This window comes from Enterobacter sp. fkY84-1, assembly GCF_052974705.1.
Genome location: NZ_CP169393.1, coordinates 1,477,831 through 1,504,133, shown reverse-complemented (window position 1 = coordinate 1,504,133; position 26,303 = coordinate 1,477,831). Strand labels below are relative to the sequence as shown.

Below are 26,303 nucleotides of genomic sequence, written 5' to 3'. Positions count from 1 at the left end.
GACTCTTTGAGTCGTCATCCCTTTATGGCGATATATCCCGCGCGCGGGAAAGCGTGCGGAAAATTATTTGAGGTGGTTATGTTTAGAAAATTGGCAGCAGAATGCTTTGGTACATTCTGGCTGGTATTTGGTGGCTGCGGTAGCGCCGTTCTGGCAGCAGCATTCCCGGAATTAGGTATCGGTTTTGTCGGCGTCGCGCTGGCATTTGGTTTAACCGTATTAACCATGGCCTTTGCCGTGGGGCATATTTCCGGCGGTCATTTTAACCCGGCAGTGACATTAGGTTTATGGGCCGGCGGTCGTTTTCCGGCGAAAGAGGTAATTGGTTATATTGTCGCTCAGGTGGTGGGCGGTATTATCGCAGCGGGCGTTCTGTACGTCATTGCCAGCGGTAAAGCTGGCTTCGACGCGGCGGCCAGCGGCTTCGCCTCTAACGGCTTCGGCGAGCATTCTCCGGGCGGTTATTCCATGCTGTCTGCCATCGTGATTGAAATTGTGCTGACCGCAGGTTTCCTGTTGGTGATCCACGGCGCAACCGACAAACACGCGCCAGCCGGTTTCGCGCCGATTGCCATTGGTCTGGCACTGACGCTTATCCACCTGATCTCCATCCCGGTCACCAACACCTCCGTTAACCCGGCACGCAGCACCGCCGTCGCCATCTTCCAGGGCGGCTGGGCGCTTGAGCAGCTCTGGCTGTTCTGGGTGATGCCGATTATCGGCGGTATCCTGGGTGGCGTGCTGTACCGCACGCTGCTGGAAAAACGCGATTAATTGCGCGCGGTGTCGGGTGGCCTAACGCTTACCCGACCCACGTGAGTGTGCACTTGTAGGCCGGGTAAGGCGCAGCCGCCACCCGGCTTTTTTATTGCCGCTTTACTGAACAGTCTTTATTGGGTAGTGTCTCTGGCGCTCAACAGATACTCAAAAGGACCGGCTGTTCATGTTTTCAGGACTCCTCATTATTCTGCTGCCCCTGATTGCGGGCTATCTCATCCCGCTGCACAGAGAATCCGCATTACGGCTTATCAACCGTTTTCTCAGCTGGATTGTTTACGTCATTCTTTTCTTTATGGGGATCAGCCTGGCCTTCCTGGATAATCTGGCGACGAATCTGCTTTCCATCCTGCATTATTCGGTGGTCACCGTGGTGGTTATTTTGCTGTGTAATATCGCCGCATTATTCTGGCTTGAGCGCACCGTTCCGTGGAAAAACCATCATCATCAGGAAAAACTGCCTTCCCGAATTGCGATGGCGCTGGAATCATTAAAACTGTGCGGCGTCGTGGTGCTCGGTTTTCTTCTTGGGCTGACCGGCTGGGCATTTTTACAGCACGCGACAGAGGCCAGTGAATATACGCTAATTTTCCTGCTGTTCCTGATCGGTATCCAGCTGCGAAATAATGGCATGACGCTGAAGCAAATTGTTTTAAACCGTCGGGGAATGATGGTTGCGGTCATTGTGGTCGCCAGTTCCATGGTGGCGGGCGTCATTAACGCCTTTATTCTCGATCTGCCGCTGAAAACCGGCCTCGCGATGGCATCAGGCTTTGGCTGGTATTCCCTCTCCGGTATCCTGCTGACCGAATCCTTTGGCCCGGTCATCGGCAGTGCCGCCTTCTTTAACGATCTGGCGCGTGAGCTGCTCGCCATTATGCTGATCCCGGGGCTGGTTCGCCGCAGCCGCTCTACCGCGCTGGGCCTGTGCGGCGCGACGTCGATGGACTTTACCCTGCCAGTGTTGCAACGCTCTGGCGGGCTGGAGATGGTGCCCGCCGCCATCGTTCACGGCTTTATTTTAAGCCTGCTGGTTCCGGTTCTGATGGCCGTCTTCTCGGCCTGATACCTCTTTGGCGGTAGGGTGCCTGCCGCCAAAATTGCGCTAAATCAATCTCCCTCTATTTTGTAGCAGAAAGCCCTTTTCTCCGTTCTGGCACAGGCATAACCTTAAACATGTATATCAAATATAACTTTAACAGGTGTGATTATGTTTTGTGTGCAATGTGAACAAACCATCCGTACCCCGGCAGGCAATGGCTGCTCTTACGCACAGGGTATGTGCGGCAAAACCGCAGAAACATCTGACCTGCAGGACCTGCTGATTGCCGCCCTGCAAGGCCTTTCCGCATGGGCGTGCAAAGCCCGCGAATACGGCATTGTCGACCATTACGTCGACAGCTTCGCCCCGCGCGCCTTCTTCTCCACGCTGACCAACGTTAACTTCGACTCTCCGCGCATTGTCGGCTATGCCCGCGAAGCCATTGCCCTGCGTGAAGCGCTGAAGGCGCAGTGCCTGAAGGCGGATGCCAGCGCCCGCGTGGAAAACCCGATGTCAGACCTTCAGCTGGTGAGTGACGATCTGGGCGAGCTGCAGCGTCAGGCGGCAGAATTCACGCCGAATAAAGACAAAGTGGCGATTGGCGAGAACATTCTCGGCCTTCGCCTGCTGTGCCTGTACGGCCTGAAAGGCGCGGCAGCCTATATGGAGCACGCGCACGTGCTCGGTCAGTACGATAACGACATCTACGCCCAGTACCATAAAATCATGGCGTGGCTGGGCACCTGGCCTGCCGATATGAACGCGCTGCTGGAATGCTCAATGGAAATCGGCCAGATGAACTTCCGCGTGATGAGCATTCTGGATGCGGGTGAAACCGGCACCTACGGCCACCCGACGCCGACGCAGGTCAACGTCAAAGCGACCGAGGGCAAATGCATCCTGATCTCCGGTCATGACCTGAAAGATCTCTACAACCTGCTGAAGCAAACCGAAGGCACCGGCGTTAACGTCTATACCCACGGTGAAATGCTGCCAGCGCACGGCTATCCGGAGCTGCGTAAATTCAAGCACCTGATCGGTAACTACGGCAGCGGCTGGCAGAACCAGCAGGTGGAATTTGCCCGCTTCCCCGGTCCTATCGTGATGACCTCTAACTGCATCATCGACCCGACCGTGGGCGCGTATGACGACCGCATCTGGACCCGCAGCATCGTCGGCTGGCCGGGCGTGAGCCATCTTGAAGGTGACGATTTCGGACCGGTGATAGCGCAAGCGCAGCAGATGGCAGGCTTCCCGTACAGTGAGATCCCGCATCTGATCACCGTCGGCTTCGGTCGTGAAACCCTGCTCGGTGCCGCCGATTCGCTGATCGATCTCGTCAGCCGCGAAAAGCTGCGCCACATCTTCCTCGTCGGCGGCTGCGACGGCGCGCGCGGCGAGCGTAACTACTTCACCGATTTCGCCACCCGCGTGCCGGAAGACTGCCTGATCCTGACCCTGGCGTGCGGTAAATACCGTTTCAACAAGCTGGACTTCGGCAACATCGAAGGCCTGCCGCGCCTGATCGATGCGGGCCAGTGTAACGATGCTTACTCGGCCATTATTCTGGCGGTCACGCTGGCGGAAAAACTGGGCTGCGGCGTCAACGATCTGCCGCTCTCCCTGGTGCTCTCCTGGTTTGAGCAGAAAGCGATTGTCATCCTGCTCACTCTGCTCTCTCTGGGCGTGACCAACATCGTGACCGGCCCGACAGCGCCAGGCTTCCTGACGCCGGACCTGCTGGCCGTGCTGAACGAGAAATTCGGCCTGCGTTCCGTGACCAACGTTGAAGACGATATGAAGCAGCTGTTGAGCGCGTAAGGAGTAATTTATGACCATGCCAACCTCACAATGCCCGTGGCGGATGCAGGTGCATCACATCCATCAGGAGACGCCGGATGTGTGGACGCTGTCGCTGCTGTGCCACGACTACTATCCGTACCGAGCCGGTCAGTATGCGCTGGTCAGCGTTCGCCATTCGGCGGACACCCTGCGCGCCTACACCCTCTCTTCCACGCCGGGCGTCAGCGAATACATCACGCTCACCGTCCGCCGCATTGATGACGGCGCGGGCTCGCAGTGGCTGACCCGTGACGTGAAGCGCGGGGATTATATCTGGCTCTCCGACGCGCAGGGTGAATTCACCTGTGACGACAAAGCGGACGATAAATTCCTGCTGCTGGCGGCAGGCTGTGGCGTAACGCCGATTATGTCGATGCGCCGCTGGCTGGCAAAAAACCGCCCGCAGGCCGACGTGCAGGCGATCTTCAGCGTGCGCTCTCCGGACGATGTCATTTTTGCCGAGGAGTGGCGTGATTATTCGGTGACGCTGGTGGCTGAGCACAACGCGACGCACGGTTTTGTGCCCGGTCGCCTGAGCCGCGAGCTGCTGCAAAGCGTGCCGGATATCGCGAACCGCACCGTGATGACCTGCGGCCCGGCGCCGTACATGGCTATCGTGGAAGAAGACGTGAAAGCGCTCGGCGTGACCCGTTTCTTCAAAGAGCAGTTCTTCACGCCGGTGGCGGAAGCGGCAACCAGCGGGATTCAGTTCACCAAACTGCAGCCTGCGCAGACCTTCTTTGGCCGCGTGGGCACGACGCTGCTGGAGGCGCTGGAAAGCAACAACGTGCCGGTGGCGGCGGCCTGCCGTGCCGGGGTGTGCGGCTGCTGTAAAACAAAGGTGGTTTCCGGGGAGTACACCGTCACCAGCACCATGACGCTGTCCGACGCGGAAATTGCCGAGGGTTACGTGCTGGCATGCTCGTGCCATCCGCAGGGCGATCTGATCCTCGCATAAACAATAAACGTTCGTTCGTAGGCCCGGTAAGCGTCAGCGCCACCGGGCTTTTTTGCCGGGTGGCACTGCGTTTACCCGGCCTACAACCCCCCTACCGCCACGCAGGTGTTTTCCCCAGCGCAAACCGCCCTGCCCCTAAAAACGCCACCGCCAGCGAGCCGATAAAGAAGTACACCAGGCTTTCAATCGCCCATGCCCCGACCTTGTCGAGCGCGAATGACTCATCCAATCCCACCATCAGCCACGCCACGATCATCGTAAACGCCAGCACCAGCGCGGCCGGGCGCGTAAAGAGCCCGACAATAATCAGGATCGGCGCCACCACTTCGCCAATCAACACGCCGTAGGCAATAAACCCCGGCAGCCCTTTCTCCACCAGCATGCCGCTGATAAAGCCCACCCCACCAAACAGCTTATGCAACCCATGAAAGAGCATCAGCCCACCGACGGCAAGTCGTAACAAGAGTTTGCCGAGATCGTCGCACGATAGCTTTTCATTAACAGCAATTAACAATGATTTAACCATTTGAAATGATTCCTTTTTTCACTGAGGTATCATCAGATTATGCCGAAGCGTTGCGCGTGAAAAGCACCTTTTAATTGGGGGGATGTGACGGGCAATACGGAGACTTTCTTCTAAGCTTGTAAGCGTTATCACAAAAAGGAGACGGACAACCATGAAACAAACCGTGGCTGCATATATAGCGAAAACGCTCGAACAGGCTGGCGTAAAACGTATCTGGGGCGTCACCGGCGATTCCCTGAACGGACTCAGCGACAGCCTCAACAAGATGAAGACCATCGAATGGATGCCGACCCGCCATGAAGAGGTTGCCGCGTTCGCCGCAGGTGCTGAAGCGCAGCTTACGGGTGAGCTGGCCGTCTGCGCCGGATCCTGCGGGCCGGGTAACCTGCACCTGATCAACGGCCTCTTCGACTGCCACCGCAATCACGTGCCGGTGCTGGCGATTGCCGCCCACATCCCCTCGTCCGAAATCGGCAGCGGTTATTTTCAGGAGACGCATCCGCAGGAGCTGTTCCGTGAATGCAGCCACTATTGCGAACTGGTTTCATCCCCGGAGCAGATCCCGCAGGTTCTGGCGATCGCCATGCGCAAGGCCGTGCTGAATCGCGGCGTGTCCGTGGTCGTTATCCCGGGCGACGTGGCGCTCAAGGCCGCGCCGGAAGGAGCCAGCACCCACTGGTACCATGCCCCGCAGCCGGTGGTGACCCCATCCGAGGAGGAGCTGAAAAAGCTGGCGCAGCTGCTGCGTTACGCCAGTAATATCGCCCTGATGTGCGGCAGCGGCTGTGCGGGCGCGCATAAAGAGCTGCTGGAATTTGCCGGAAAGCTGAAAGCCCCGATCGTCCACGCCCTGCGCGGCAAAGAGCACGTCGAATACGATAACCCCTACGATGTAGGCATGACCGGGCTGATCGGTTTTTCCAGTGGCTTCCACACCATGATGAACGCCGACACGCTGATCCTGCTCGGCACCCAGTTCCCGTACCGCGCGTTTTACCCGACGGATGCCAAAATCATTCAGATTGATATCAACCCGGCCAGCATCGGCGCGCACAGCAAGGTCGATATGGCGCTGGTGGGCGACATCAAATCCACCCTTGCCGCCCTGCTGCCGCTGCTGGAAGAGAAAACCGATCGCAAGTTCCTCGATAAAGCGCTAAGCGACTATCGCGATGCCCGCAAGGGTCTGGACGACCTCGCCAAACCGAGCGACAAAGCCATTCACCCGCAGTATCTGGCGCAGCAGATCAGCCATTTCGCGGACGACGATGCCATTTTCACCTGCGACGTAGGCACGCCAACCGTCTGGGCGGCACGCTACCTGAAAATGAACGGCAAACGCCGACTGCTCGGCTCGTTCAACCACGGCTCGATGGCTAACGCCATGCCGCAGGCGCTGGGCGCAAAAGCGACAGCGCCGGAGCGTCAGGTGGTGGCGATGTGCGGCGACGGCGGGTTCAGCATGCTGATGGGTGATTTCCTGTCGGTGGTGCAGATGAAGCTTCCGCTGAAAATCGTGGTCTTCAACAATAGCGTGCTGGGCTTCGTGGCGATGGAGATGAAGGCTGGAGGCTATCTGACGGACGGCACCGAGCTGCACGACACCAACTTTGCCCGCATCGCCGAGGCCTGCGGCATCACCGGCATCCGCGTGGAGAAAGCGTCCGAGGTGGATGAAGCCCTGCAGCGCGCCTTCTCCATCGACGGCCCGGTACTGGTCGATGTGGTGGTCGCCAAAGAGGAGCTGGCGATCCCGCCGCAGATCAAGCTGGAGCAGGCCAAGGGCTTTAGCCTGTACATGCTGCGCGCGATCATCAGCGGGCGCGGTGACGAGGTGATCGAACTGGCAAAAACCAACTGGCTCAGGTAAAACATCTGGCATCGCCTTTTTAAATATAAGGACATGCCATGATTGATTTACGCAGTGATACCGTTACCCGCCCGAGTCGCGCCATGCTCGAAGAGATGATGGCCGCCCCGGTCGGGGACGACGTCTACGGCGATGACCCGACGGTCAACGAGCTGCAGCGCTATGCCGCAGAGCTGAGCGGAAAAGAGGCCGCCCTGTTCCTGCCCACCGGCACGCAGGCCAACCTGGTGGCGCTGCTCAGCCACTGCGAGCGCGGTGAAGAGTATATCGTCGGCCAGGGCGCGCATAACTATCTCTACGAAGCGGGCGGTGCGGCGGTGCTCGGCAGCATTCAGCCGCAGCCGATCGACGCCGCGCCGGACGGCACCCTGCCCCTTGATAAAGTCGCAGCGAAAATCAAAGCCGATGATATTCATTTTGCCCGCACCCGGCTGCTCAGCCTCGAAAACACCCACAACGGCAAGGTCCTGCCGCGCGAATACCTGAAGGCGGCGTGGGAGTTTACCCGCGAGCGCGGGCTCGGCCTGCACGTGGATGGCGCGCGCATCTTCAACGCCGTGGTGGCGTACGGCTGCGCGCTGAAAGAGATTACGCAATATTGCGACTCGTTCACTATCTGCCTCTCTAAAGGGCTGGGCACCCCAGTGGGTTCCCTGCTGGTGGGCAATGCGGACTACATCAAGCGCGCCAACCGCTGGCGTAAAATGACCGGCGGCGGCATGCGCCAGGCGGGTATTCTGGCGGCTGCCGGGCTGTATGCCCTGAAAAACAACGTGACGCGCCTGAAGGACGATCACGACAACGCCGCGTGGATGGCGGCCGAGCTGCGTGAAATTGGCGCCGACGTGATGCGCCACGACACCAACATGCTGTTCGTCCGCGTGGGCGATGACCACGCCGCTGCGCTTGGCGAGTTCATGAAAGCACGTGGCGTGCTGATCAACGCCTCACCTGTGGTGCGTCTGGTCATGCATCTCGACGTCAACCGCGAGCAGCTGGCCGACGTGGTAAAACACTGGCAGGCGTTTTTACAGCGATAAGGAGCATCACGTGCCGCAACGCATTCTGGTGCTCGGCGCCAGCGGGTATATCGGTCAGCATCTCACCGCGGCGTTAAGCCAGCAGGGGCACCAGGTGCTGGCTGCGGCACGCAATACCGAACGCCTGCAAAAACTCGGTTTGCCGGGCGTTACCTGTCACAACGTTGACCTCAACTGGCCAAAGGCGCTTCCCGCGCTGCTGGAAGGGGTCGACACGCTTTACTACCTGGTGCACAGCATGGGTGAAGGCGGAGATTTTATCGCCCACGAGCGCCAGGTAGCGATGAACGTCCGCGATGCCCTGCTGCAAACCCCGGTGAAGCAGGTGATTTTTCTCAGTTCACTTCAGGCACCTGAACGCGAGCAGTCCGATCACCTGCGCGCCCGCCAGCTGACGGCGGACATCCTGCGGGGGGCCAATATCCCCGTCACCGAACTGCGCGCCGGGATCATCGTCGGCGCCGGTTCTGCCGCCTTCGAAGTGATGCGCGATATGGTCTACAACCTGCCGGTGCTCACGCCGCCGCGCTGGGTCCGTTCGCGCACCACGCCGATTGCGCTGGAGAACCTCCTGCATTATCTGGTGGCCCTGCTGGATCACCCGGCGGAGCAACACCGCGTGCTGGAAGCCGCTGGTCCTGAAGTATTGAGCTATCAGGCGCAGTTCGAGCACTTTATGCGCGTCAGCGGCCGCCGCCGCTGGCTGATCCCCATTCCCTTCCCGACGCGCTGGATTTCGGTGTGGTTTTTGAATGTCATCACCTCGGTGCCGCCGACGACCGCCAAAGCGCTGATCCAGGGGCTGAAGCACGATCTGCTGGCCGACGATCGCGCGCTGCGCGCCTTAATTCCTCAGGATCTGATCCGCTTTGACGATGCCGTGCGCAATACGCTCAAGGAAGAAGAACAGCTGGTGAACTCCAGCGACTGGGGCTACGACGCCCAGGCCTTTGCCCGCTGGCGGCCTGAGTATGGTTATTACCCGAAACAGGCGGGCTGCACGGTGAAAACCTCCGCGAGCCTGGCCGCGCTCTGGGAGGTGGTGAACCAGATTGGCGGCAAAGAACGGTATTTCTTCGGTAATCTCCTCTGGCAAACGCGCGGGGCGATGGACCTGCTGGTGGGCCACCGGCTGGCGAAAGGCCGCCCGGCACGCCCGTATCTTGAGGTGGGCGACGCGGTCGACAGCTGGAAGGTGATCATCGTCGAACCGGAAAAACAGCTGGCGCTGTTGTTCGGCATGAAAGCCCCGGGGCTGGGCCGACTCTGCTTTACCCTGAAAGACAAAGGCGATCATCGTGAACTGGACGTGCGCGCCTGGTGGCACCCGCACGGAATGCCGGGTCTGTTCTACTGGCTGTTGATGATCCCTGCCCACCTGTTTATCTTCCGGGGAATGGCGAAACGCATTGCGCAACGGGCAGAACAAAAGACGGAAAAGATCTAAATAAAACTCTCTTTCTTTCACCTTTCCCATTGCATAGCGCCGTAATTCACGAAAGAATGCGCACGAAATTCTTTTCAACACAGTGGATAGCTATGAAGGTACTGGTTACCGGGGCGACCAGCGGCTTAGGCCGAAATGCGGTCGAATTTCTGCGCAACAAGGGCATTAGCGTCAGGGCTACCGGTCGCAACGAAGCGATGGGTAAGCTGCTGCAAAAAATGGGCGCAGAGTTCGTCCATGCCGACCTGACGGAGCTGGTCTCCTCGCAGGCGAAGGTGATGCTCGCCGGTATCGACACGCTATGGCACTGCTCCAGTTTTACCTCCCCGTGGGGGACCCAGGAAGCCTTCGATCTCGCCAACGTGCGGGCCACCCGTCGTCTGGGGGAATGGGCCGTTGCCTGGGGCGTGCGTAACTTTATTCATATCTCCTCCCCGTCACTCTATTTCGACTATCACCACCATCGCGACGTGCAGGAAGATTTCCGCCCTGCTCGCTTTGCCTGCGAGTTTGCCCGCAGCAAGGCGGCCAGCGAAGAGGTCATCGACCTGCTGGCGCAGTCAAACCCGCACACCCGCTTTACGGTCCTGCGTCCGCAGAGCCTGTTCGGGCCGCACGACAAAGTCTTTATCCCGCGACTGGCCCAGATGATGCATCACTACGGCAGCGTGCTGTTACCGCGCGGCGGCGATGCGCTGGTGGATATGACCTATTACGAAAACGCCGTTCACGCCATGTGGCTGGCCAGCCAGCCGGACTGCGATAAGCTGATCTCCGGTCGCGCCTACAACATCACTAACGGCGAACCCTGCACGCTGCGCAGCATTGTGCAGCGGCTGATCGACGAGCTGCAGATCAACTGCCGTATCCGTTCCGTGCCCTACCCAATGCTGGACATGATTGCCCGCAGCATGGAGCGCTTTGGCAGTAAAACAGCCAAAGAGCCTGCGCTGACGCATTACGGCGTCTCTAAACTCAACTTTGACTTCACGCTGGATATTTCGCGGGCGGAGAATGAGCTGGGGTATAAACCGGTTGTGACGCTGGATGAAGGGATTATGCGCACGGCGGCGTGGCTGCGGGATCACGGGAAGCTGCATCGCTAGCCTTTTTGCCCGGTGGCGGCTTCGCCTTACCGGGCCTACAACGGCTCCGTACTGACCCCTCGCCCCTTAGCCTCATGTAGGCCGGGTAAGCGCAGCGCTACCCGGCAAAAGACAGAGGGTGCAAATACGAAAACGGCAACCCGAAGGTTGCCGTTTGCTTTTACAGAGCCGTCCAGGCATCAGCCCACGCCAGGCCAGCGCCGGGTTCGTAGTATGCCGGGGCATTGTTACACCAGCCGCTGTACGGGAACGGTTTGCACTGGAACAGTTTACCGTGGTTGTTCACGATATCACCTGCGTTGTACTTGCTGTTCGCGCTCCAGGCGGCGTAAGAGCCGGAAGTGCCTTCGTCCTTAGACTCGGCTTTCGCTTTCACATTCAGCAGGTAGGACGTTGTGCTGGTCAGTTCACCATCGCTGACGGTCAGGCCGATTTCGTACTGCTGAGCCGTTGCAGACTCTGGTGCCTTGAAGGTCACCACCGCTTTGTCCTGACCGGTCACGGTCTGGCCATCCTGGGAACGCCAGGTGTAGGTCAACTTGTTACCGTCGGCGTCAGTGGAACCTTCCGCGCTCAGGGAAACCTACGCACCCGCTTCAACCGCCCCGATTGGGCCCGCAATCTGCGCCACAGGGGCGTGATTCACGGTAGCCGGTTCAACAGGGGTGGTATCTTCCGCTGGCGTCGTATCCGCTGGCGGCGTGGTGTCAGCCGGGGTTTTGTCTTCCCCTGGGGTCACGGCTGAGCCGTTGTCGTTAATGATATTCACGTTATAGAACTTCTTAACGCAGTTGGTGTAGTCACCCTCTTTGAACGCGCTGAACGGCGTCTGGTACCCCACCAGCTGGCAGGAGTAGGTCTTACCGTCCGGCGTATCCGGGCTCCACCCCCAGTCCTGCTCCCAGTAGATCTTCAGCGCGCCGGCGCCGCCTTCATCGAACTGCTTCATGTTGGCGCAGCCCAGCACTTCATTCGCCGGAACAGGCACTTTCAGGTAGTTCGCGAACTCTTTGTAGTACTTGATGCGGTTTTCAGACTGGGCAATCTCGGTTGGGCCGCCGCACTCTACGCCACCGTTGATGATCTGGGTGGTCACGCCGAAGCCCGGAACCAGGCCGTTGGCTTTATCGTGATCGTTTGGCTGCCAGGTGCCGTCGATAACCTGCAGCATGCTTGGTTTTGGCGGCTGCGGATAGGCGAAGAAGAAGATCGCACTCGCCAGGTTCAGCCAGGTATCCGCCACCAGCTCAGGCTTGTCGAGCAGGGTGCGGACGGTGCCAAACATCGCTTCAGAGAACGGACCGTAGTTATAGTTGTAAGACAGCTGCTTCGCGCCGCGGCCAAAGTAGCTTACGAAGTCGCCGTCTTTGTCCTTACCGCATGGCCAGGTCTGTCCCTGCCAGATGTCAGGGTTACATTCGCCGTTATAGCCGCCTTTCTGGCCTTCGGTCCACCCCATTTCACGGACGTGAACCAGGGCCTGACGCCACTCGGCTTCCGGACGCCAGCTCTCATGGCCGCCGGTTTCCTGCGCAAAGTGGGCGAACATGGTCGCCAGTTCTTTGCGGCAGATGGCGTCGCTGTCGCGACCGTCGTTATAGGTCTTACACAGTGCCGGGAATTTACCAACAGCCTTCAGGAAGTTACTGTAGGTATAAGACTGAGCGCGCAGCGGGAAGAGATATTCCCAGTCGCTGGCCTTCACGATCCCTTCAACGCGCTTGACGTTGTCAGGGTTCGAGGCACGACCTGGCTCAATCTGCTCAACGAGGCTATTGTCCAGGGTCGCAATGGTATCCTTCACCGAAACCATCAGCGGGAAATTGGTCAGCTCTTTTTCCTTTTTCGCCAGATCGCTGGCTTTCATGGTGTACGGCTCACTGCTGGCCGCCTGCAGTGATGCAGCCTGGGCCATAAAGGGTGCAATACATGCCCCCGCCACGAGAACGCTCAGTAATGTCCTTTTCGTCATTTCAAATAATCCTGTATTTAAGCAACTAGGGTGAGTACATTCCCGGCTTATGTATTACTCCCTTAATAAATAAGCCAGAGAGTGTGGTTCTTTTTCATTTTCTGAAGAACACCGAAAGGAATTCTTCAAAAAATAAAAATAATGCTACGGTTATTTACCCGATTTTATTTGCTGATACTTCGCCCACACTTTATGGGCATAACGCATGCGCTGCGGATAATTTTCTTTTTTCAATCCGGCGTTATACGCGCCCACCGCTTCCCAGTTATAGCCATACACGTTTATCATCCCGGACAAGATGGAGGCGCCGACCATAATGGAGGTACAGGGCTCATTAATAAGCTGATTTTCATCAATACCCTGACGTTCTAACTCACTGAAGTGTGAGCTGTTAATCTGCATCAACCCGACGTCACGCGTGCCGTCGTGGTTCCAGCCTACCGCGTGGGGATTCATTCCGGATTCGACTTTGGCAATTGCATACAATAACCACGGATCGACATGATAATAATGTCCGGCGTTATCCCAACAGTTCGCGAATACGCTTTGACTAAACAGCAGTAAAAATATAATCACGCGTTTCATGAGCACCTGCTTTTTAAATACTGAACCTCTTTCCGCTCATCATTAGCGATAATTCTGAAGTGTTGGTCACACCCGAAGTGGGGTGTGACCAACTATTGCGGGTTGATATCATTCCCGCAATCCACGGTTCAGAAGGTTATTTGCAGTCTGTTGAAGGACCTTCTTTCACCCATACATCGCTGTTAGCCGGGTTGTCACCGCGGGTCCACCATTTGGCACGGTAAACGTTGCCCTGGTAGGTTGTGGTTTCGCCGCCGTTATAAACCAGGTCAGAACGCCAGTTCATCTTCACGTTGCTGACCAGCTCCCAGGCATCCACACCGAACCCAGGCTGGTTGCCTTGCGTCCAGTACTTCGCTTTCCACACCAGATGGTCGAAGCTCACGGTATCGCCACTGTTGTAGATTTTGCTGGCATCCCACGCGGCATATTTGCTGGCGTTAGCATCGACAGGCGCATCGCAGCTACCGGTTGCAGAACCTTCGTCAGATGGCGGGGTCACGTCATCAGACGGAGGCGTAACTTCATCAGAGGGTGGCGTTACGTCATCAGACGGAGGTGTAACCTCATCAGACGGTGGTGTAACGTCAGCCGGTTTCGGATTCACGGTAACCTGCACGTTAGACTGCACGCTGGTTTTGCCGTCGCCTACAACTACGCTCAGCGTATAGGTAGACGTGGTGGCAACGTCTGGTGCAGTAATCGTCACGTTCGCGGTATCGGTACCGGTTGCATGCATATCCGCTGGCACGCTCCAGGAGAAGGTCATCGCATCACCGTCTGGATCCACAGCCTGCGCGTGCAGAGCATAGGTTTCTCCTGCCTGCAGCGTCACTGCCTCCATTGCGTTCACGACTGGCGCCTGGTTAGCTTTTGGCGCTTTATTCACAACCTGCACATCAATGGCGTTGCTCAGGCCTTTAGCATCCGTAACCGTCAGGCGGAACACCATGGTCTGATCGCTGGTCGCTGCCGCAACGTTGAAGGTGGCTTTCGCTTTGGTGCTGTTGGAGAGAGTTACAGATGGGCCAGAAACCTGGGTCCATTTGTAGGTAATCGCATCGCCGTCTGGATCGCTGGAAGCAGAACCATCAAGCGTGACGGTTGCCGGGCCAGAGACGTTCTGATCCGCAGAAGACGCGATTGGCGCATGGTTGGTGACCACCGGATCGACCGGGGTAGAACCGCCCAGCAGACTTTCGTTCATCGCGTTCAGGATGTCGCCGGTATCAGAGTCAATAGACCAGGCAAAGAGTCCGCCCAGGTTTTTCGACAGCACATACTTGCCTTTAGCGGCGGTAGAGCGTGCATCTTCATAGGTGATCAGGTCGCCGGTAGACTTATTGAAGACATATGGCGCTTCAGCATTCGCGTCGTAACCATATTCCCAGCCAGGCTTGCCTTTGTACTCGTTAACGATCTGACGGTAGTCGACCACGCCAGGTTCCCAGGTACCTTTCACCATACCGGTTGCGGTACCCGTGAATGGATTGTCACCGGTGTAGCCATGCACGCCAGTCCAGCCGCGGCCATACATGCCCGCACCCACCACGATCTTGCCTGGCTGTACGCCCTGAGCAAGCAGCGCGTCCACGCCGTTCTCGGTGGTGTAGTTCGTGTCCGGACGCCATGACGGCGCGCGCAGTGCGGCCTGGTGGCCCAGCTCGGTGTTGCTCCAGCCGCCGTAGAAGTCATAGCTCATCAGGAAGATGTGGTCGAGGTACTGCTGAGCAGCGGTGTAATCCACGTCTTCAATCTTATCGCGGCCCGCACCGATGGCGCTGGTCAGTTCATAGGTACGGCCAGTCTGTGCAGACAGCTCGTTCAGCATGGTGCGCAGGTCATGCATCAGGGCGGTATACGTCGCTTTATCCTGCTGCGGGTTACCCAGGTGTTCGCTCACGCCGCCGCCGCCAGGGAATTCCCAGTCGATATCCACACCGTCAAAGAACTTCCAGGTCTGCAGGAAATCTTTCACAGAGGAGACGAAGCGGGCACGGATTGCCGGGTCGCCCATGTGGAAGAACGGATCGGACAGCGTCCAGCCACCGATGGATGGCAGCACTTTCAGGTCCGGATGCGCTTTTTTCAGCGCCATCAGCTGGCCAAAGTTACCTTTGTACGGGTCGTCCCAGTTGGAGACGCCAGACTGCGGTTTTTGCAGCGCAGCCCACGGATCGTGAATGGCGACGGTATAGTCCGGACGACCCGCGCAGTCGCGCTGCAGTACGGAGAAGCTGTTACCGCCTTCAACGGTTTTCAGGCCATCGTTGATGCCGTCGCCGCCACAGATTGGAATGAAGCCATAGAGGATGTGGTTAAGGTTCGCTGCCGGGATTTTATCAACCGGGAAGTTACGATCGTAAACGCCCCATTCAGGGAAATACGCCGCAACCACTTTATCAGTATGTTTGGCGAACGTTTTGTTGTTCTCCTGCAGCGGCGCGTTCAGCGGCAGCAGATGGCTGCCGTCGGTGTCCGCCACGATGATCAGCTTGCTGGCGCTTTTGGTACAGCCGCTGGCATTACAGACTTCCACCTGCTCCTGATAACGTCCGCCCTTTTTCACTTTAAAGGTGGCTGAGCCGCTTGCACCAGCTGCGCCGGTCCACACGGTTTTGCCATCCAGCAGCACTTTGGCAGACGTTGGCGCGTCGCCGCTCCACACGTTCCAGTCGACTTTCACATCCACGCCGTCGTTATGTACCTTGACGAGGCTGTTGTAATCCTGCGCGGCCTGATCCACCTCGACCAGCGCAAATTTGTCATTGCCGGAGCCGATGGTCGGCGCACCTGGCGCAGCAGCGAATGCAGAACCGGTTGCCGCTGCAATAAAGAGCGCCAGATATTTAGGCTTAATAAATTTCATTTTTCTTTCCTGATAAATTTATTCGTAAACGAAATTGATCCATGTCTTCCTTTAGAACATGGAATGATATTCACATAGTGCGTTTTTAAATACGCAGACAGCCGTTATCCAAACCTTAAAGACGCGTTGTATTCCTCCATTAAAAGATACAAGCTAAAAATCCGTGTAGCTTATGCCTTTTACGATACACTGAGGATAAAAGGTCGTCCTTCTCTTTCCTCGTCGAAAATATTGATAAAAAAACTTGACCCGGTTATTTAATAGGTATTCACAAATAGCTGGCAGGTATAGAGCGCTATTCCAGCAAAAGCCAGATAAGGTCCGAAAGCGATGGTTAGGTTATTTTTATTCGATTTATTTAATAGCAAATAGCCCACTATGCCACTTAATGCGGCAATTAATTCAATCGCAGGCAGTGACTGCCAGCCGCACCAGGCGCCCAGCGCCGCCAGCAGCTTGAAATCGCCGTAGCCCAGCCCTTCCCGACGGGTAAGCAGACGAAACGCCCAGTACACCAGCCAGAGCGAAAGATAGCCTGCCACCGCGCCGAGCAGCGCATCACGCAGGAGCAGCCCGTGGCTGAAGGCGTGGAACAGCAGCCCGGCCCAGAGCAGCGGCTGCGTCAGGCAGTCGGGCAGCAGCTGGTGCTGTCCGTCAATCATCGCCAGCGGCAGCAGAAAGGCCGCCAGCACCCACAGCGAGAAAAGGGATGCTAAGTCCGGTATCCACCGGGCGGTGAGGCCAAAGAACACCGCCGTCAACAGCTCGAGTAAAAATAACCGCAGCGGAATCGGCGACTTGCAGCAACGACAGCGTCCCCGCAGCGCCAGCCAGCTCAGCAGCGGGATGTTCTCCCATGCGCGCAGTGCATGCTGGCAGACGGGACAGTGTGACGCCGGGAAAAGCAGGTTGCTGCGGCTCTCCTCCTCTAGCACCATCCCCGGCACGCGATCCACCACAACGCCGAGAAAGCTCCCCAGGATCGCGCCGAACACGCCGCTCATCGCGGCAAACCCGACGGGATAACTCTCCCGGACGAGTATCAGCCCGTTCATGCCACTTTTTTCCAGGTCAGCTGGATTTCGGCCTTCACGTCGCTCAGGTGATCCACGGGCGTGAGGTTCATTTTCTCCAGCCTGACGCCTGACGCGAGGTTCATCTCCCGCAGCCAGTTTTTTAATTCATACACGTTGACCCGGTTCACGACAAAGGCCAGAGTCTGACCGTCCTGACGAATATCGGTCAGCGTCAGGTTGATTTCATGCGCGCTATTCTCCACCACGCTGCGTGGATTATCGGTTTTCACCTGTAGCACCGGCAGATGATTTTTATCAATTTCTGTTTTCATCCAGTTTACCGTTTCAATTTGTCGCGCCAGCGTCGCCTGGCTATTTTTTATCATGTTATCCAGGGGAATTATCCCTGCGTAATAGATGACGGCGCTGCATAAAGCTCCCGCCGCTATTTTTAAAATGAATTTTTCTCTGGTGCTGTATTGTTGATAACGAGATGTAAACTGTGCAATTCGCGCTTTCATTTATATTTCCCTGTAATCATGGCCGTATACGGCGCGTCCTTTGAAATAGGCTGTAACGTAAAATCAAAATTCGTGCTGGCCTGATGAATGAATTCCTGTAATGCCTGCTCGTTTTGCGCACTCACGCTTAATGTCAGGGCTCCCTGCGAGTCGTCATATTCAAACAGCGTAATTTCCATCGACGGAACGGACTGACGGATCTTTTCCAGTTCGTCCATCTGCAAAAAAATGCCTTTAGGCTGCTTCTTGATGTTCTGTCCAAAATGGTACTTAAGGTTGGTCTGGTGGCGCATACTCGGAAAATGGTGTTGATAAAGCTCGACCATCTCCTGCTGCACCTGATTTTCCCGATCTGCCAGCATCCACGCCAGGGTGATGCGGGGGCCGAGCAGCAGGCCCAGAGAGAGAAGCCCCATCACCGCGATGGCGGCCTTCATCCCTTTCGCCGCCCTCGCGCTGGTCGCTTTCGCGCTGAACGCACCGTGCAGCACGTTGACGCGGCACGCCCGCCACTGCGGCTGGATCAGCACCAGCGGATGTTCTGCCGCCAGCTGTTCGTCAACCTCAATGCCTGGCGGGATGTCCCCGTAGCAGCGGACCTCGCCCTCTCCGGCTTTTTGCATCAGCAGCGGCAACAGGCCAACCTCAACGTTACAGGCGATATGCGGCGACAAGCGCAACCAGTAGTTCTCTTCCCGCGCAACCAGCGTGCTTCCACCCGCCGTGACCGGCAGCAGCCAGGCGTCAGGCAGAACCTGAATGACCTTCAGGCCCGCCTCGTGAAAGCGGGTCAGCCACTGCTGCAGGCGGGCGGAATCTATCGCCACGGCGTCCACCTCGGCGCCTTTTTTGTTCAGCACCGTCCAGTGGAGATCGTCCACCTCACCAATCAGAGTCTCCTCCGCCATCCACGAGAAGGCGGTCGCCTGCGACGCCATTTTCTTCGGCAGCGTAAAGTGGCGGAAGATCATCTCACTGGCGGGCAGCAGCAGACACACGCGCGCAGCAAGAGGATGGTCGGCAAGGGTATGCAGCGCCTGCGGAGTGTCCAGGGTTGTAACCTGTTCGCTTCCCGACTCACACCACATGATTTTCCCGTCCTCACGGCTGTCGGGACGAACAAAAAGGACCTGTTTCATAGCGTTCTACTTTTCTTATTCAATCATTCGGTAACGACGTTGCCACGTCACAATTTCACCGGCTTCGTTATTCACCTGAAGCTGGCTCACCACGCGAAGCGTTAACTCATCGGTATTGCCGGTGTAGTTGACGCGAAAATACCGGCTGTTGATGGAGAGCAGCCCGGCCACCTGCGGCAACTCTTCCTTCAACTGCGGGAAGGCCTGTTCCAGCGCTTTGCTGAAGACGTCCATACTTTCCCAGCCGGTTTCCGGCCGCGACTCAATCAGGCGTACGGCATCGTCCGCGGTGAGTTTTCCCGGGAACAGGGCTGCCAGTAAGGGCGCCTGCTCCGGCGTCAGAGTATTGACATCCACCTTGCTGGCCGAGTCCGGCAGCGCGCATAAGAGCTTGCTCACTTTCGGGTACGCTGCAGCAGGAAACGCCGGCAGCAGCTTGATCTCGGCAAGGGTGCGCATCATCTGATTCGCAGGCTGACGCGCCGGCACTACGCCAGACCAGGCGTCCATCTCCGCGCCCTCTTTCACCGTCGTGGCGTCGCCGTCGAGATAATCCACCAGCTGCTGATAAATTTCTTCCGCCGCCGTCTGGCTGATGCCGCCGTCCGTCAGGATCTGCTCGACAATCTTCTCTTTTCGCGGTTTTTCCGGCACGGTTGACGCATTTTGATCCTGAGCCACTTTGTCTGCGGCCAGCAGGTTATTGACGTTGAAACAGTCCTGCGCGTCGTCGACCTGGCTGACCACCGTATAGTCTTCACCCTGCGTCTCCAGCGGCAGGTGCCAGTCGCCCTCCGGGTCGAGCGGTTTGCTCTCGCCGCTGGCGTCGTTCTGCAACCGGTCTTTCACCACTTTTTCCTGCGCCTGCATTGCCCAGCGCAGCTGCTGCTGGCTCACCTGATAGTGGGTTTTCTGCAAATTACGGCAGAACTGCTGGCTGATTTTGGCCGCCAGGGCCGACATCATGACCAGCAGGATCAGCACAACCAGCAGGGCAACACCGCGTTGCTGATGGACCCGGCTCATGGCTTCACGTCCGGCGCAGGCGCATTTTGCGGGGCAGGCGCGTTTTCTGCCGCCGGTGCCACCGCTTCTGGTATCTCTCCCGGCGTGGTAAACACCCAGCGCCAGGTGTCGCCATTTTCCATGGTCAGCGTAAGCTCCACGCCGTCTGGCAGATGGGCAGAGTCACCCCAGCTTTTTTGCCAGCCCTGGTGATAAAACCGCCACTGCATCGCTTTCACCTCGCTGACGATAGGCACTTCATCGGGTTTGACGTCCGCCGGGCTGTCAATCACCGGCCAGACGTCGCGATACAGACGCCCTTCTTCCAGCCGCCAGCGCACGCGCTCCAGCTGGACCGTGCCACTCACGCCGTTCAGCGTGGTAAATTCCACGGCATCGCCATCCTGTAAAAACAGATCCGGCGCGTTGCGCGGCGCCCGCGCCTGCAGCTGGAAAAAATCGCGCTCCATCAGGCTCCAGGCACGCTGAAGCTGATTAAGCTTCGCCGCGCGGGTATCGGTTGCCGAACTGGTGCGCATCGCGCCGTCGAGAATTTGCCAGGCCAGGGTGCTGATGACCGCAAAAATGGTCAGCGCAATCATGATCTCCAGCAGGGTAAAACCGCGCTGGCGTCGGCTCGTCTTCACTTGCTCTCTTCTCCCGGCCCAATGATCTGAAGCGAAATGACCGGCTGGCTTTTATCGCCTTCGGCGTAAACGCGGATGGCATTGGCCCAACCGCTATTGGCGGTTTTCACCCGCTGCTTATGCCAGTACCAGCTGCGCCCCCCCATGATTTCCGTCCCCTGCTCCTCGGCATCGGGAAAATCGGTTTTGCTAAGCTGGGCTTCAGCCAGCTGATTTTCTGCAACCCAGCTGGCCTGCAGCGTTTCGGCCAGCCCGTGGGTGAAGCGCACGTTCAGGGAGACGGAATTCATCAGCGCCAGCGTGGCGGTGGAGAAAATGACCAGCGCCACCATCACCTCCAGGAGCGTCATCCCGTTCTGCTTAACCTTGCCTTTAGTCATCGTTCTCTACCGAAACCGGGGCCGCGCCCTGCGACACCACGCGGAAGTGATGCTGTTTGTCGTAACTTTGCAGCGTCAGCGTAAAACGCCCAATCTCACCGTCCGGCAGAAAGAGGATCTGGGGGTCGGCCTCGACGTTAGCCGCCAGACGCTGAGGCGAGAGCGACACGTGCATCTCTTCCGGGAAATCGCCTTTCGTGGTAATACGGCCGGCGGATAACGGCACCCAGTGACGTTCGCCGTTTTTATCGTCGAGCGTGACCAGCTGATATTTATCGGTAGCGATCACCAGCCCGACAATATTTCCGTCCATGACCGCGCGGTCTGAACCATAATCAACGAGGGCTTTTAATTGCTGACCAAATATATCCGCACCGCTGCGTGAGGGTATTGTTGAGACAACCATCATGGCGCAACTGGCAAATATCACCAGCGCCAGAATAATTTCCAGCAACGTAAAGCCGCGTTGATTCTTCATTATTTCTCTTTCTTATCCAGAGACCAGTTCGTAATATCGTCCGCGGTGTTGGCTTCGCCATCAGGACCGGCAGAGAAGACGTCTACGGCGCCGTGTTCACCCGGGCTGACGAGCAGATAATCGTTGCCCCACGGATCCTGCGGCAGGCGGCGAATATAGCCGTCGGCGCGGTAGCCGTTGGGGATCGGCGCGATCTCAGGCTTGGTCACCAGCGCCTGCAGACCCTGCTCGGTCGTTGGGTAGCGGTGGTTATCGAGCTTATACATATCCAGCGAGCCTTCGAGCGCAACAATATCGCTGGTCGCCTTTTGCGCGTCCGCTTTTTCTTTGTTACCCATTAAATTGGGCACTACCATACTCGCTAAAACGCCGAGAATAACGATCACCACCATTAATTCGAGCAAGGTGAACCCCGCCTGGCGAGCCAGACGTTTTGTTTTTATAGCCATGATTTAACCTACCATATTATTAAGTTGCAGAAGCGGCTGTAATATTGACAGCACGATGAATAAAACAATCGTCGCCATGGAGACCACCAGCGCTGGTTCAAATACCGAGAGCGTTAACGTAATACGATGCTGTAGCGCCGACTCCTGGTTTTCCGCCGCGCGGTCCATTAAGTTGCCTAACTCGCCGCTCTCTTCGCCGGAGGCAATCATGTACAGCATGGTGGGCGGGAATAATTTCGCCTGCTCCAGCGCGGCATAGAGCGAGGCCCCCTGACGCACGGTATCCGCCGCCTGCTCCAGCACCTGCCGGGCGTAGAGGTTTTCGATACCGTCCATCGCGATATACATCCCTTCAAGCAGCGGCACGCTGCTCGCCTGCAGGATGCTGAGCGTGCGGATATAGCGGGCGCTGTTGATCGCGCACACCAGCTTTTTAATCGGCGAGCCGTTCACCAGCCAGCTGTGCCAGCGAAAACGGTTTTTGGCGTTTCTAAGCCAGGCCTTAAAACCAACAAATCCGCCGCCGAGGATCCCCACGATGTAGATCCCGTACGCCTGCAGGAAATCGCTCACCGCAATCAGCGTGCGGGTGGTGATCGGCAGCTGCTGCTTCATGTGGGTGAACTGCTCGATCACCTGCGGCACCACCGCCACCAGCAGAATGCTGATGACCGCGATGGCGACCACGGTGAGGGTAATCGGGTAGACCATCGCCTGCGTCAGCTTGCTCTTCATCTTCTGGCGCTGCTCGTTGTACTCCGCCAGCTTCTCCAGCACGTCGCCCAGGTGGCCGGTTTTTTCACCGGCCATCACCAGCGTGCAGTAGAGCTTGTCAAAGGTGCGCGGGAACTGGCTGAAGGCGTCGAACAGGGTGTGACCTTCCACCACCTTCTCGCGGATCTCCACCACCATTGCCGCCAGCTTTTTGTCTTCCGTTTGCTTCGAGATCGCTTTCAGCGCGCTCTCGAGCGGCAGTGCGGCGTTGACCAGCGTGGAGAGCTGACGGGTAAACATCGACAGCACCGGCGTGGAGAGCCTGGCTCCGGTTTTTGCTTTTCCGGCAGACGCCGCTTCACGGGTTTCGCTGATGCTGACGGGCATCAGCTTTTGCTCGCGCAACATCTGGCGAACCTGCTTTTGCCCCTCGGCCTGCAGCGTGCCGCGCTGGGTTTTGCCTGCGACATCCGTCGCCGTCCAGGCGTAGAAGGCCATTACGCATCCCCCCCGCGCTCGGCGGTCACACGCATCACCTCTTCCAGCGAGGTGACGCCACTAATCACCTTCAACAGCCCGTTTTCGCGCAGGCTGTAAGCCTGCTTAAAGAGCTGCGTCTCGATGGACATTTCGTCTTTATCTTCATGAATGGCGCGGCGCATGGCGCTGTCCACCACCAGGAACTCATGAATACCGGCACGGCCCAGATAGCCGCTCTGGCGGCAGTGTTCACAGCCCACCGCGCGGTAAATGGCTTTTGGCGGCGCGTCCATAAAGCTGAACAGCGCTTTTTCATTGGCATCCAGCGGACTGGTGGTCCGGCAGTGCGTACACAGCCGACGCACCAGACGCTGGGCAATGACACCGAGCAACGATGAACCGATTAAAAAGGACTCCAGCCCCATGTCCCGCAGACGCGTAATCGCCCCGGCGGCGCTGTTGGTGTGCAGCGTAGACATGACCAGGTGACCGGTGAGCGACGCCTGTACCGCAATTTGCGCGGTTTCACCGTCACGAATTTCCCCGATCATCACCACGTCCGGGTCCTGACGCAGAATAGCGCGCAGCCCGCGGGCAAAGGTCATGTCCACGCGCGGGTTAACCTGCGTCTGCCCCACCCCTTCCAGCTCATATTCGATCGGGTCTTCCACGGTCAGGATGTTGCGTTCGTGACCGTTCAGCGCCGAAAGAATGGCGTACAGGGTGGTACTTTTACCGGAGCCTGTCGGCCCGGTGACCAGGATAATGCCGTGCGGGCGGTCAATCAGCCCTTTTAACTTCTCCAGCTCTTCATCGATCAGGCCCAGCTTGTTGATGTCGGGCTTGAGATTGCTTTTATCGAGCAGGCGCATGACCACGCGCTCGCCGTACTGGGACGGAATGGTCGAGACGCGCACGTCGATCGCCTTGCGGCCAATGCGCAGTGAGATACGGCCATCCTGTGGCAGACGTTTTTCGGCAATGTCGAGTTTCGACATCACTTTGATACGCGACACCAGCAGCGGGGCGAGCTTACGCGCCGGTTGCAGCACCGGGCGCAGCACGCCGTCAACGCGGAAGCGAATGCTCAGCGTGCGCTCAAAGGTTTCGATATGGATATCCGACGCGCCGTCCTTAACCGCCTCGCCGAGAATGGCGTTGATCAGGCGGATCACCGGCGAGTTTTCGTCGTTATCAAGCAGATCTTCGTTATCCGGGATCTCCTCGGTTAACGCCATCAGGTCGATATCCGCATCCATGTCGTCCACCAGCTGCTGTGAAACGCCGCTGCTCTGCTGCCAGATTTTGGCCAGCATCTCGTCAAACGCTTCCGGCGTCACAGTAACCGGGACGAACGCGCGGCCCAACACCCGGCGCACTTCCAGCAGTGCTAACGCCGGGGTGTCCTCACGGATATAGACGTCATTGTTGTAAAGCAGAACGCCGTTATCTTTTGCGTAGCTGCTGCTACACAGTGTTTTACTCAGTTCGTCCACGTTGCCCCTCCGCCTTACTCTTTAAACGGATTGCGTGTCGCGCGGGTTTTCACCGGTGCGGCGTGAGGGCTTGCTGAAGGAAACGCGGGCAGGACGGCATTGTCGCTCGGCTCAACAATACCGAGCTTTTTCTCTTCCACGCGCTGCATCTGGCGCACCCGGATCTGGTCATATTTCTCTTTCGAGGCCGCGCTGTAGTTGTCGTCGTCACGCAGGACGGTGGTATGAATGAACACCATCAGGTTGCGCTTGGAGGTATCCTGGGAGGTGTAGCGGAACAGCTGACCGACCAGCGGGATATCGCCGAGCAGCGGCACTTTGGACACGGACTGTTTGGTCACATTTTCCATCAGACCGCCAAGCACCACCGTCTGGCCACTGTGGACCATCACTTCGTTATTGATCGTGCGCGTATTGAAGGTTGGGCCGAGGCTGGAGTCTTCCGTCGCGCTGTTGTCGACGCTGGAGACTTCCTGCTCAATCTTCAGATGGATCATGTCGCCATCGTTAATCTGCGGCACAATTTTTAGCTTGGTACCGACAGTCTTACGCTCAACGGAGTTAAAGACGTTGTCGCCGCTGGTGGTTTGCGAACCGGAAAGTACCGGCACATCCTGGCCCACGTTGAACGACGCTTCTTTATTATCCAGCGTGACCACGCTTGGCGTGGAGAGGATGTCATTTTTGCCGTCGGTGGAAAGCGCAGTCACCAGCGCACCAAAATCACCGTTAAAGAAGCCGGTCGCCAGGCCAGTGAAGCTTGCCCCTTTCATAGTGCCATTTTTAATCTGGCTGATTGGCAGGCCGGTGGAGCCGAACTGCACGCCGCCGTGCTTGCTGGTCCACTGCACGCCGAGATCCAGGCCGTTCCCGTCCTGCACTTCCGCGATGATGGCTTCCACCAGCACCTGCGGACGACGGATGTCCAACTTGTCGATCACCTTCTCAAGGGAGTTCATCACGTTAGGCTGGGCGGTAATCACCAGCGAGTTGGTTGCCTCGTCGGCGGTAATGTTCAGATCGCTGGACGCTGGCGCGGTTTTCGACTTCGGCGCGCCGGCCTTGTCCTTCAGCTGCTCGCCGATGCCGGTGAGTACCGGCACCACCTTAGTGGCGCTGGCATACTTGAGATAGAAGACGCGGGTATTCCCCTCGTTGTTCTGCTCGCGATCCAGCTGATGGATCAGGGAGCGGGTCCGCGCGCGCGCATCTTCCGAACCGCTGATCACCAGGCTGTTGGTTTCGTCATCGGCCACCACTTTGGTCGCCAGCTGCGGCGCGTTCTGCCCTTTCTGCTCTTCGTTGTTGAGGTTATTCAACATCTCCGAGAGCTCTTTGGCGGACGCAAAGCGCAGCGGCACGATTTCACGACGCTGAATACCGTCTTTGTCCACGCGCTGAACCAGATCCACCAGGCGGTTCACCACCGAAGCTTTACCGGTTAGCAGCAGGACGTTGGACGGCTCAAAGTGGACCACGTTACCGATGCCGGTGGCATCGTTGAGCTGACGCAGCAGCGGCGCCAGCTCGCGAACAGGCACGTTTTCCATGCGCACGACGCGGGTGATGATCTCGTCGCCTTTGCCCGGATTTTTACCGTCGGCCAGCGGCGCACCGGCGGTGCGGGCAATGCTCGAGCGCACCACTTTAACCATGCCGTTATCCATCGGGATCACCGACAGGCCGTACAGGTCCAGCACGCTCAGGAAAAACTGGTAATATTCGTCTTCCGTCAACACGTTATAGGTTCTGACCGACACCGTGCCCTGCACGGACGGGTCGACCAGAATGGTTTTGTTCAGATTGCGGCCTACCGTATCAATAAATTCGCGGATATCGGTGTTTTTAAAGCTGGCGCTAAAGTTAGCTGCGAGCAGCGAACTGGAATATAACGACAATGCGGTCAGCGCCACGCACGCCCAAGGAAATTTCTTCATGTCTGTA

The 26,303-nt window shown here is 57.7% G+C and carries 22 protein-coding genes and 1 pseudogene; 8 read left to right on the top strand and 15 right to left on the bottom strand.

What is annotated here, in order from left to right; genetic code table 11:
* Positions 1-78: 78 nt before the first annotated feature.
* The 4 genes from aqpZ (at position 79) to hcr (ending at position 4,619) form a co-directional block, all read left to right on the top strand.
* Positions 79-774, top strand: coding sequence for an aquaporin Z (gene aqpZ, locus ACEPLT_RS07065; RefSeq protein WP_008499998.1), 696 nt, complete (start codon positions 79-81; stop codon positions 772-774).
* Between the two features lie 169 nt (positions 775-943).
* The gene (locus ACEPLT_RS07060) at positions 944-1,843 is read left to right on the top strand and encodes a lysine exporter LysO family protein (protein ID WP_008499999.1); all 900 of its coding nucleotides are present in this window, start codon (positions 944-946) and stop codon (positions 1,841-1,843) included.
* Positions 1,844-1,987: 144 nt separating this feature from the next.
* Complete coding sequence (gene hcp, locus ACEPLT_RS07055) at positions 1,988-3,640, top strand: hydroxylamine reductase (RefSeq protein WP_232928286.1); 1,653 nt, start codon at positions 1,988-1,990, stop codon at positions 3,638-3,640.
* A 10-nt stretch (positions 3,641-3,650) separates the two neighbouring features.
* Positions 3,651-4,619 (top strand): NADH oxidoreductase, encoded by a 969-nt coding sequence (gene hcr, locus ACEPLT_RS07050; RefSeq protein WP_232928272.1) that lies wholly within the window; start codon positions 3,651-3,653, stop codon positions 4,617-4,619.
* A gap of 91 nt (positions 4,620-4,710) precedes the next feature.
* Here the strand turns inward: hcr and ACEPLT_RS07045 are convergent, their stop codons facing one another.
* Positions 4,711-5,145, bottom strand: a complete 435-nt coding sequence (locus tag ACEPLT_RS07045) for a DoxX family protein (RefSeq protein WP_232928269.1) — start codon at positions 5,143-5,145, stop codon at positions 4,711-4,713.
* A gap of 151 nt (positions 5,146-5,296) precedes the next feature.
* Between ACEPLT_RS07045 and poxB the strand changes: the two genes are divergently transcribed.
* The 4 genes from poxB (at position 5,297) to ACEPLT_RS07025 (ending at position 10,608) form a co-directional block, all read left to right on the top strand.
* Positions 5,297-7,015, top strand: a complete 1,719-nt coding sequence (poxB, locus tag ACEPLT_RS07040; RefSeq protein ID WP_232928266.1) for a ubiquinone-dependent pyruvate dehydrogenase — start codon at positions 5,297-5,299, stop codon at positions 7,013-7,015.
* 38 nt (positions 7,016-7,053) lie between these two features.
* Complete coding sequence (gene ltaE, locus ACEPLT_RS07035; RefSeq protein ID WP_059361998.1) at positions 7,054-8,055, top strand: low-specificity L-threonine aldolase; 1,002 nt, start codon at positions 7,054-7,056, stop codon at positions 8,053-8,055.
* A gap of 10 nt (positions 8,056-8,065) precedes the next feature.
* Complete coding sequence (locus ACEPLT_RS07030) at positions 8,066-9,502, top strand: SDR family oxidoreductase (protein WP_063418443.1); 1,437 nt, start codon at positions 8,066-8,068, stop codon at positions 9,500-9,502.
* A gap of 92 nt (positions 9,503-9,594) precedes the next feature.
* Positions 9,595-10,608 carry an NAD-dependent epimerase/dehydratase family protein gene (locus ACEPLT_RS07025; protein WP_008500006.1) on the top strand — a complete coding sequence of 338 codons (1,014 nt, stop codon included), beginning with the start codon at positions 9,595-9,597 and terminating at the stop codon, positions 10,606-10,608.
* Positions 10,609-10,768: 160 nt separating this feature from the next.
* On the opposite strand, the pseudogene ACEPLT_RS07020 reads toward ACEPLT_RS07025, so the two are convergent.
* From ACEPLT_RS07020 to gspD, 14 genes and pseudogenes are all read right to left on the bottom strand, one after another.
* Positions 10,769-12,580: pseudogene (locus ACEPLT_RS07020) on the bottom strand (glycoside hydrolase family 19 protein).
* Positions 12,581-12,730: 150 nt separating this feature from the next.
* Entirely contained in the window at positions 12,731-13,165 is a 435-nt protein-coding gene (iagB, locus tag ACEPLT_RS07015; protein ID WP_008500008.1) for a type III secretion system invasion protein IagB, read from the bottom strand.
* A gap of 136 nt (positions 13,166-13,301) precedes the next feature.
* Positions 13,302-16,034 carry a glycosyl hydrolase family 18 protein gene (locus tag ACEPLT_RS07010; protein ID WP_063435802.1) on the bottom strand — a complete coding sequence of 911 codons (2,733 nt, stop codon included), beginning with the start codon at positions 16,032-16,034 and terminating at the stop codon, positions 13,302-13,304.
* Between the two features lie 257 nt (positions 16,035-16,291).
* The gene (locus tag ACEPLT_RS07005; protein ID WP_023292905.1) at positions 16,292-17,089 is read right to left on the bottom strand and encodes a prepilin peptidase; all 798 of its coding nucleotides are present in this window, start codon (positions 17,087-17,089) and stop codon (positions 16,292-16,294) included.
* On the bottom strand, positions 17,086-17,571 hold the full coding sequence (gene gspM, locus ACEPLT_RS07000; protein ID WP_021240906.1) for a type II secretion system protein GspM: 486 nt from the start codon (positions 17,569-17,571) through the stop codon (positions 17,086-17,088). The genes ACEPLT_RS07005 and gspM overlap by 4 nt, the downstream gene beginning before the upstream one ends.
* Positions 17,568-18,710, bottom strand: coding sequence for a type II secretion system protein GspL (gene gspL / locus ACEPLT_RS06995; protein WP_045405984.1), 1,143 nt, complete (start codon positions 18,708-18,710; stop codon positions 17,568-17,570). Before gspL ends, gspM begins: the two co-directional genes overlap by 4 nt.
* A 15-nt stretch (positions 18,711-18,725) precedes the next feature.
* A complete protein-coding gene (gene gspK / locus ACEPLT_RS06990; RefSeq protein WP_045405982.1) occupies positions 18,726-19,736 on the bottom strand; it encodes a type II secretion system minor pseudopilin GspK in 1,011 nt (336 codons plus the stop codon).
* Positions 19,733-20,362: a type II secretion system minor pseudopilin GspJ gene (gspJ, locus tag ACEPLT_RS06985; RefSeq protein WP_023292908.1), complete on the bottom strand. Its 630-nt coding sequence runs from the start codon at positions 20,360-20,362 to the stop codon at positions 19,733-19,735. The genes gspK and gspJ overlap by 4 nt, the downstream gene beginning before the upstream one ends.
* Positions 20,359-20,742 carry a type II secretion system minor pseudopilin GspI gene (gene gspI / locus ACEPLT_RS06980; protein ID WP_232928254.1) on the bottom strand — a complete coding sequence of 128 codons (384 nt, stop codon included), beginning with the start codon at positions 20,740-20,742 and terminating at the stop codon, positions 20,359-20,361. The genes gspJ and gspI overlap by 4 nt, the downstream gene beginning before the upstream one ends.
* Positions 20,735-21,220: a type II secretion system minor pseudopilin GspH gene (gene gspH, locus ACEPLT_RS06975; RefSeq protein WP_008500017.1), complete on the bottom strand. Its 486-nt coding sequence runs from the start codon at positions 21,218-21,220 to the stop codon at positions 20,735-20,737. The genes gspI and gspH overlap by 8 nt, the downstream gene beginning before the upstream one ends.
* Positions 21,220-21,669, bottom strand: a complete 450-nt coding sequence (gspG, locus tag ACEPLT_RS06970; protein ID WP_008500018.1) for a type II secretion system major pseudopilin GspG — start codon at positions 21,667-21,669, stop codon at positions 21,220-21,222. Before gspG ends, gspH begins: the two co-directional genes overlap by 1 nt.
* A 3-nt stretch (positions 21,670-21,672) precedes the next feature.
* On the bottom strand, positions 21,673-22,881 hold the full coding sequence (gene gspF / locus ACEPLT_RS06965) for a type II secretion system inner membrane protein GspF (protein ID WP_204624103.1): 1,209 nt from the start codon (positions 22,879-22,881) through the stop codon (positions 21,673-21,675).
* Positions 22,881-24,359, bottom strand: coding sequence for a type II secretion system ATPase GspE (gene gspE / locus ACEPLT_RS06960; RefSeq protein WP_264862944.1), 1,479 nt, complete (start codon positions 24,357-24,359; stop codon positions 22,881-22,883). The genes gspF and gspE overlap by 1 nt, the downstream gene beginning before the upstream one ends.
* 14 nt (positions 24,360-24,373) lie before the next feature.
* Positions 24,374-26,296 carry a type II secretion system secretin GspD gene (gspD, locus tag ACEPLT_RS06955; protein ID WP_023343662.1) on the bottom strand — a complete coding sequence of 641 codons (1,923 nt, stop codon included), beginning with the start codon at positions 26,294-26,296 and terminating at the stop codon, positions 24,374-24,376.
* Positions 26,297-26,303: the final 7 nt, after the last annotated feature.

Coding starts and splice junctions, on each gene's coding strand:
- aqpZ (WP_008499998.1), top strand. CDS start 79: ATGTTTAGAAAATTGGCAGCAGAATGCTTTGGTACATTCTGGCTGGTA.
- ACEPLT_RS07060 (WP_008499999.1), top strand. CDS start 944: ATGTTTTCAGGACTCCTCATTATTCTGCTGCCCCTGATTGCGGGCTAT.
- hcp (WP_232928286.1), top strand. CDS start 1,988: ATGTTTTGTGTGCAATGTGAACAAACCATCCGTACCCCGGCAGGCAAT.
- hcr (WP_232928272.1), top strand. CDS start 3,651: ATGACCATGCCAACCTCACAATGCCCGTGGCGGATGCAGGTGCATCAC.
- ACEPLT_RS07045 (WP_232928269.1), bottom strand. CDS start 5,145: ATGGTTAAATCATTGTTAATTGCTGTTAATGAAAAGCTATCGTGCGAC.
- poxB (WP_232928266.1), top strand. CDS start 5,297: ATGAAACAAACCGTGGCTGCATATATAGCGAAAACGCTCGAACAGGCT.
- ltaE (WP_059361998.1), top strand. CDS start 7,054: ATGATTGATTTACGCAGTGATACCGTTACCCGCCCGAGTCGCGCCATG.
- ACEPLT_RS07025 (WP_008500006.1), top strand. CDS start 9,595: ATGAAGGTACTGGTTACCGGGGCGACCAGCGGCTTAGGCCGAAATGCG.
- iagB (WP_008500008.1), bottom strand. CDS start 13,165: ATGAAACGCGTGATTATATTTTTACTGCTGTTTAGTCAAAGCGTATTC.
- ACEPLT_RS07010 (WP_063435802.1), bottom strand. CDS start 16,034: ATGAAATTTATTAAGCCTAAATATCTGGCGCTCTTTATTGCAGCGGCA.
- ACEPLT_RS07005 (WP_023292905.1), bottom strand. CDS start 17,089: ATGAACGGGCTGATACTCGTCCGGGAGAGTTATCCCGTCGGGTTTGCC.
- gspM (WP_021240906.1), bottom strand. CDS start 17,571: ATGAAAGCGCGAATTGCACAGTTTACATCTCGTTATCAACAATACAGC.
- gspL (WP_045405984.1), bottom strand. CDS start 18,710: ATGAAACAGGTCCTTTTTGTTCGTCCCGACAGCCGTGAGGACGGGAAA.
- gspK (WP_045405982.1), bottom strand. CDS start 19,736: ATGAGCCGGGTCCATCAGCAACGCGGTGTTGCCCTGCTGGTTGTGCTG.
- gspI (WP_232928254.1), bottom strand. CDS start 20,742: ATGACTAAAGGCAAGGTTAAGCAGAACGGGATGACGCTCCTGGAGGTG.
- gspH (WP_008500017.1), bottom strand. CDS start 21,220: ATGAAGAATCAACGCGGCTTTACGTTGCTGGAAATTATTCTGGCGCTG.
- gspG (WP_008500018.1), bottom strand. CDS start 21,669: ATGGCTATAAAAACAAAACGTCTGGCTCGCCAGGCGGGGTTCACCTTG.
- gspF (WP_204624103.1), bottom strand. CDS start 22,881: ATGGCCTTCTACGCCTGGACGGCGACGGATGTCGCAGGCAAAACCCAG.
- gspD (WP_023343662.1), bottom strand. CDS start 26,296: ATGAAGAAATTTCCTTGGGCGTGCGTGGCGCTGACCGCATTGTCGTTA.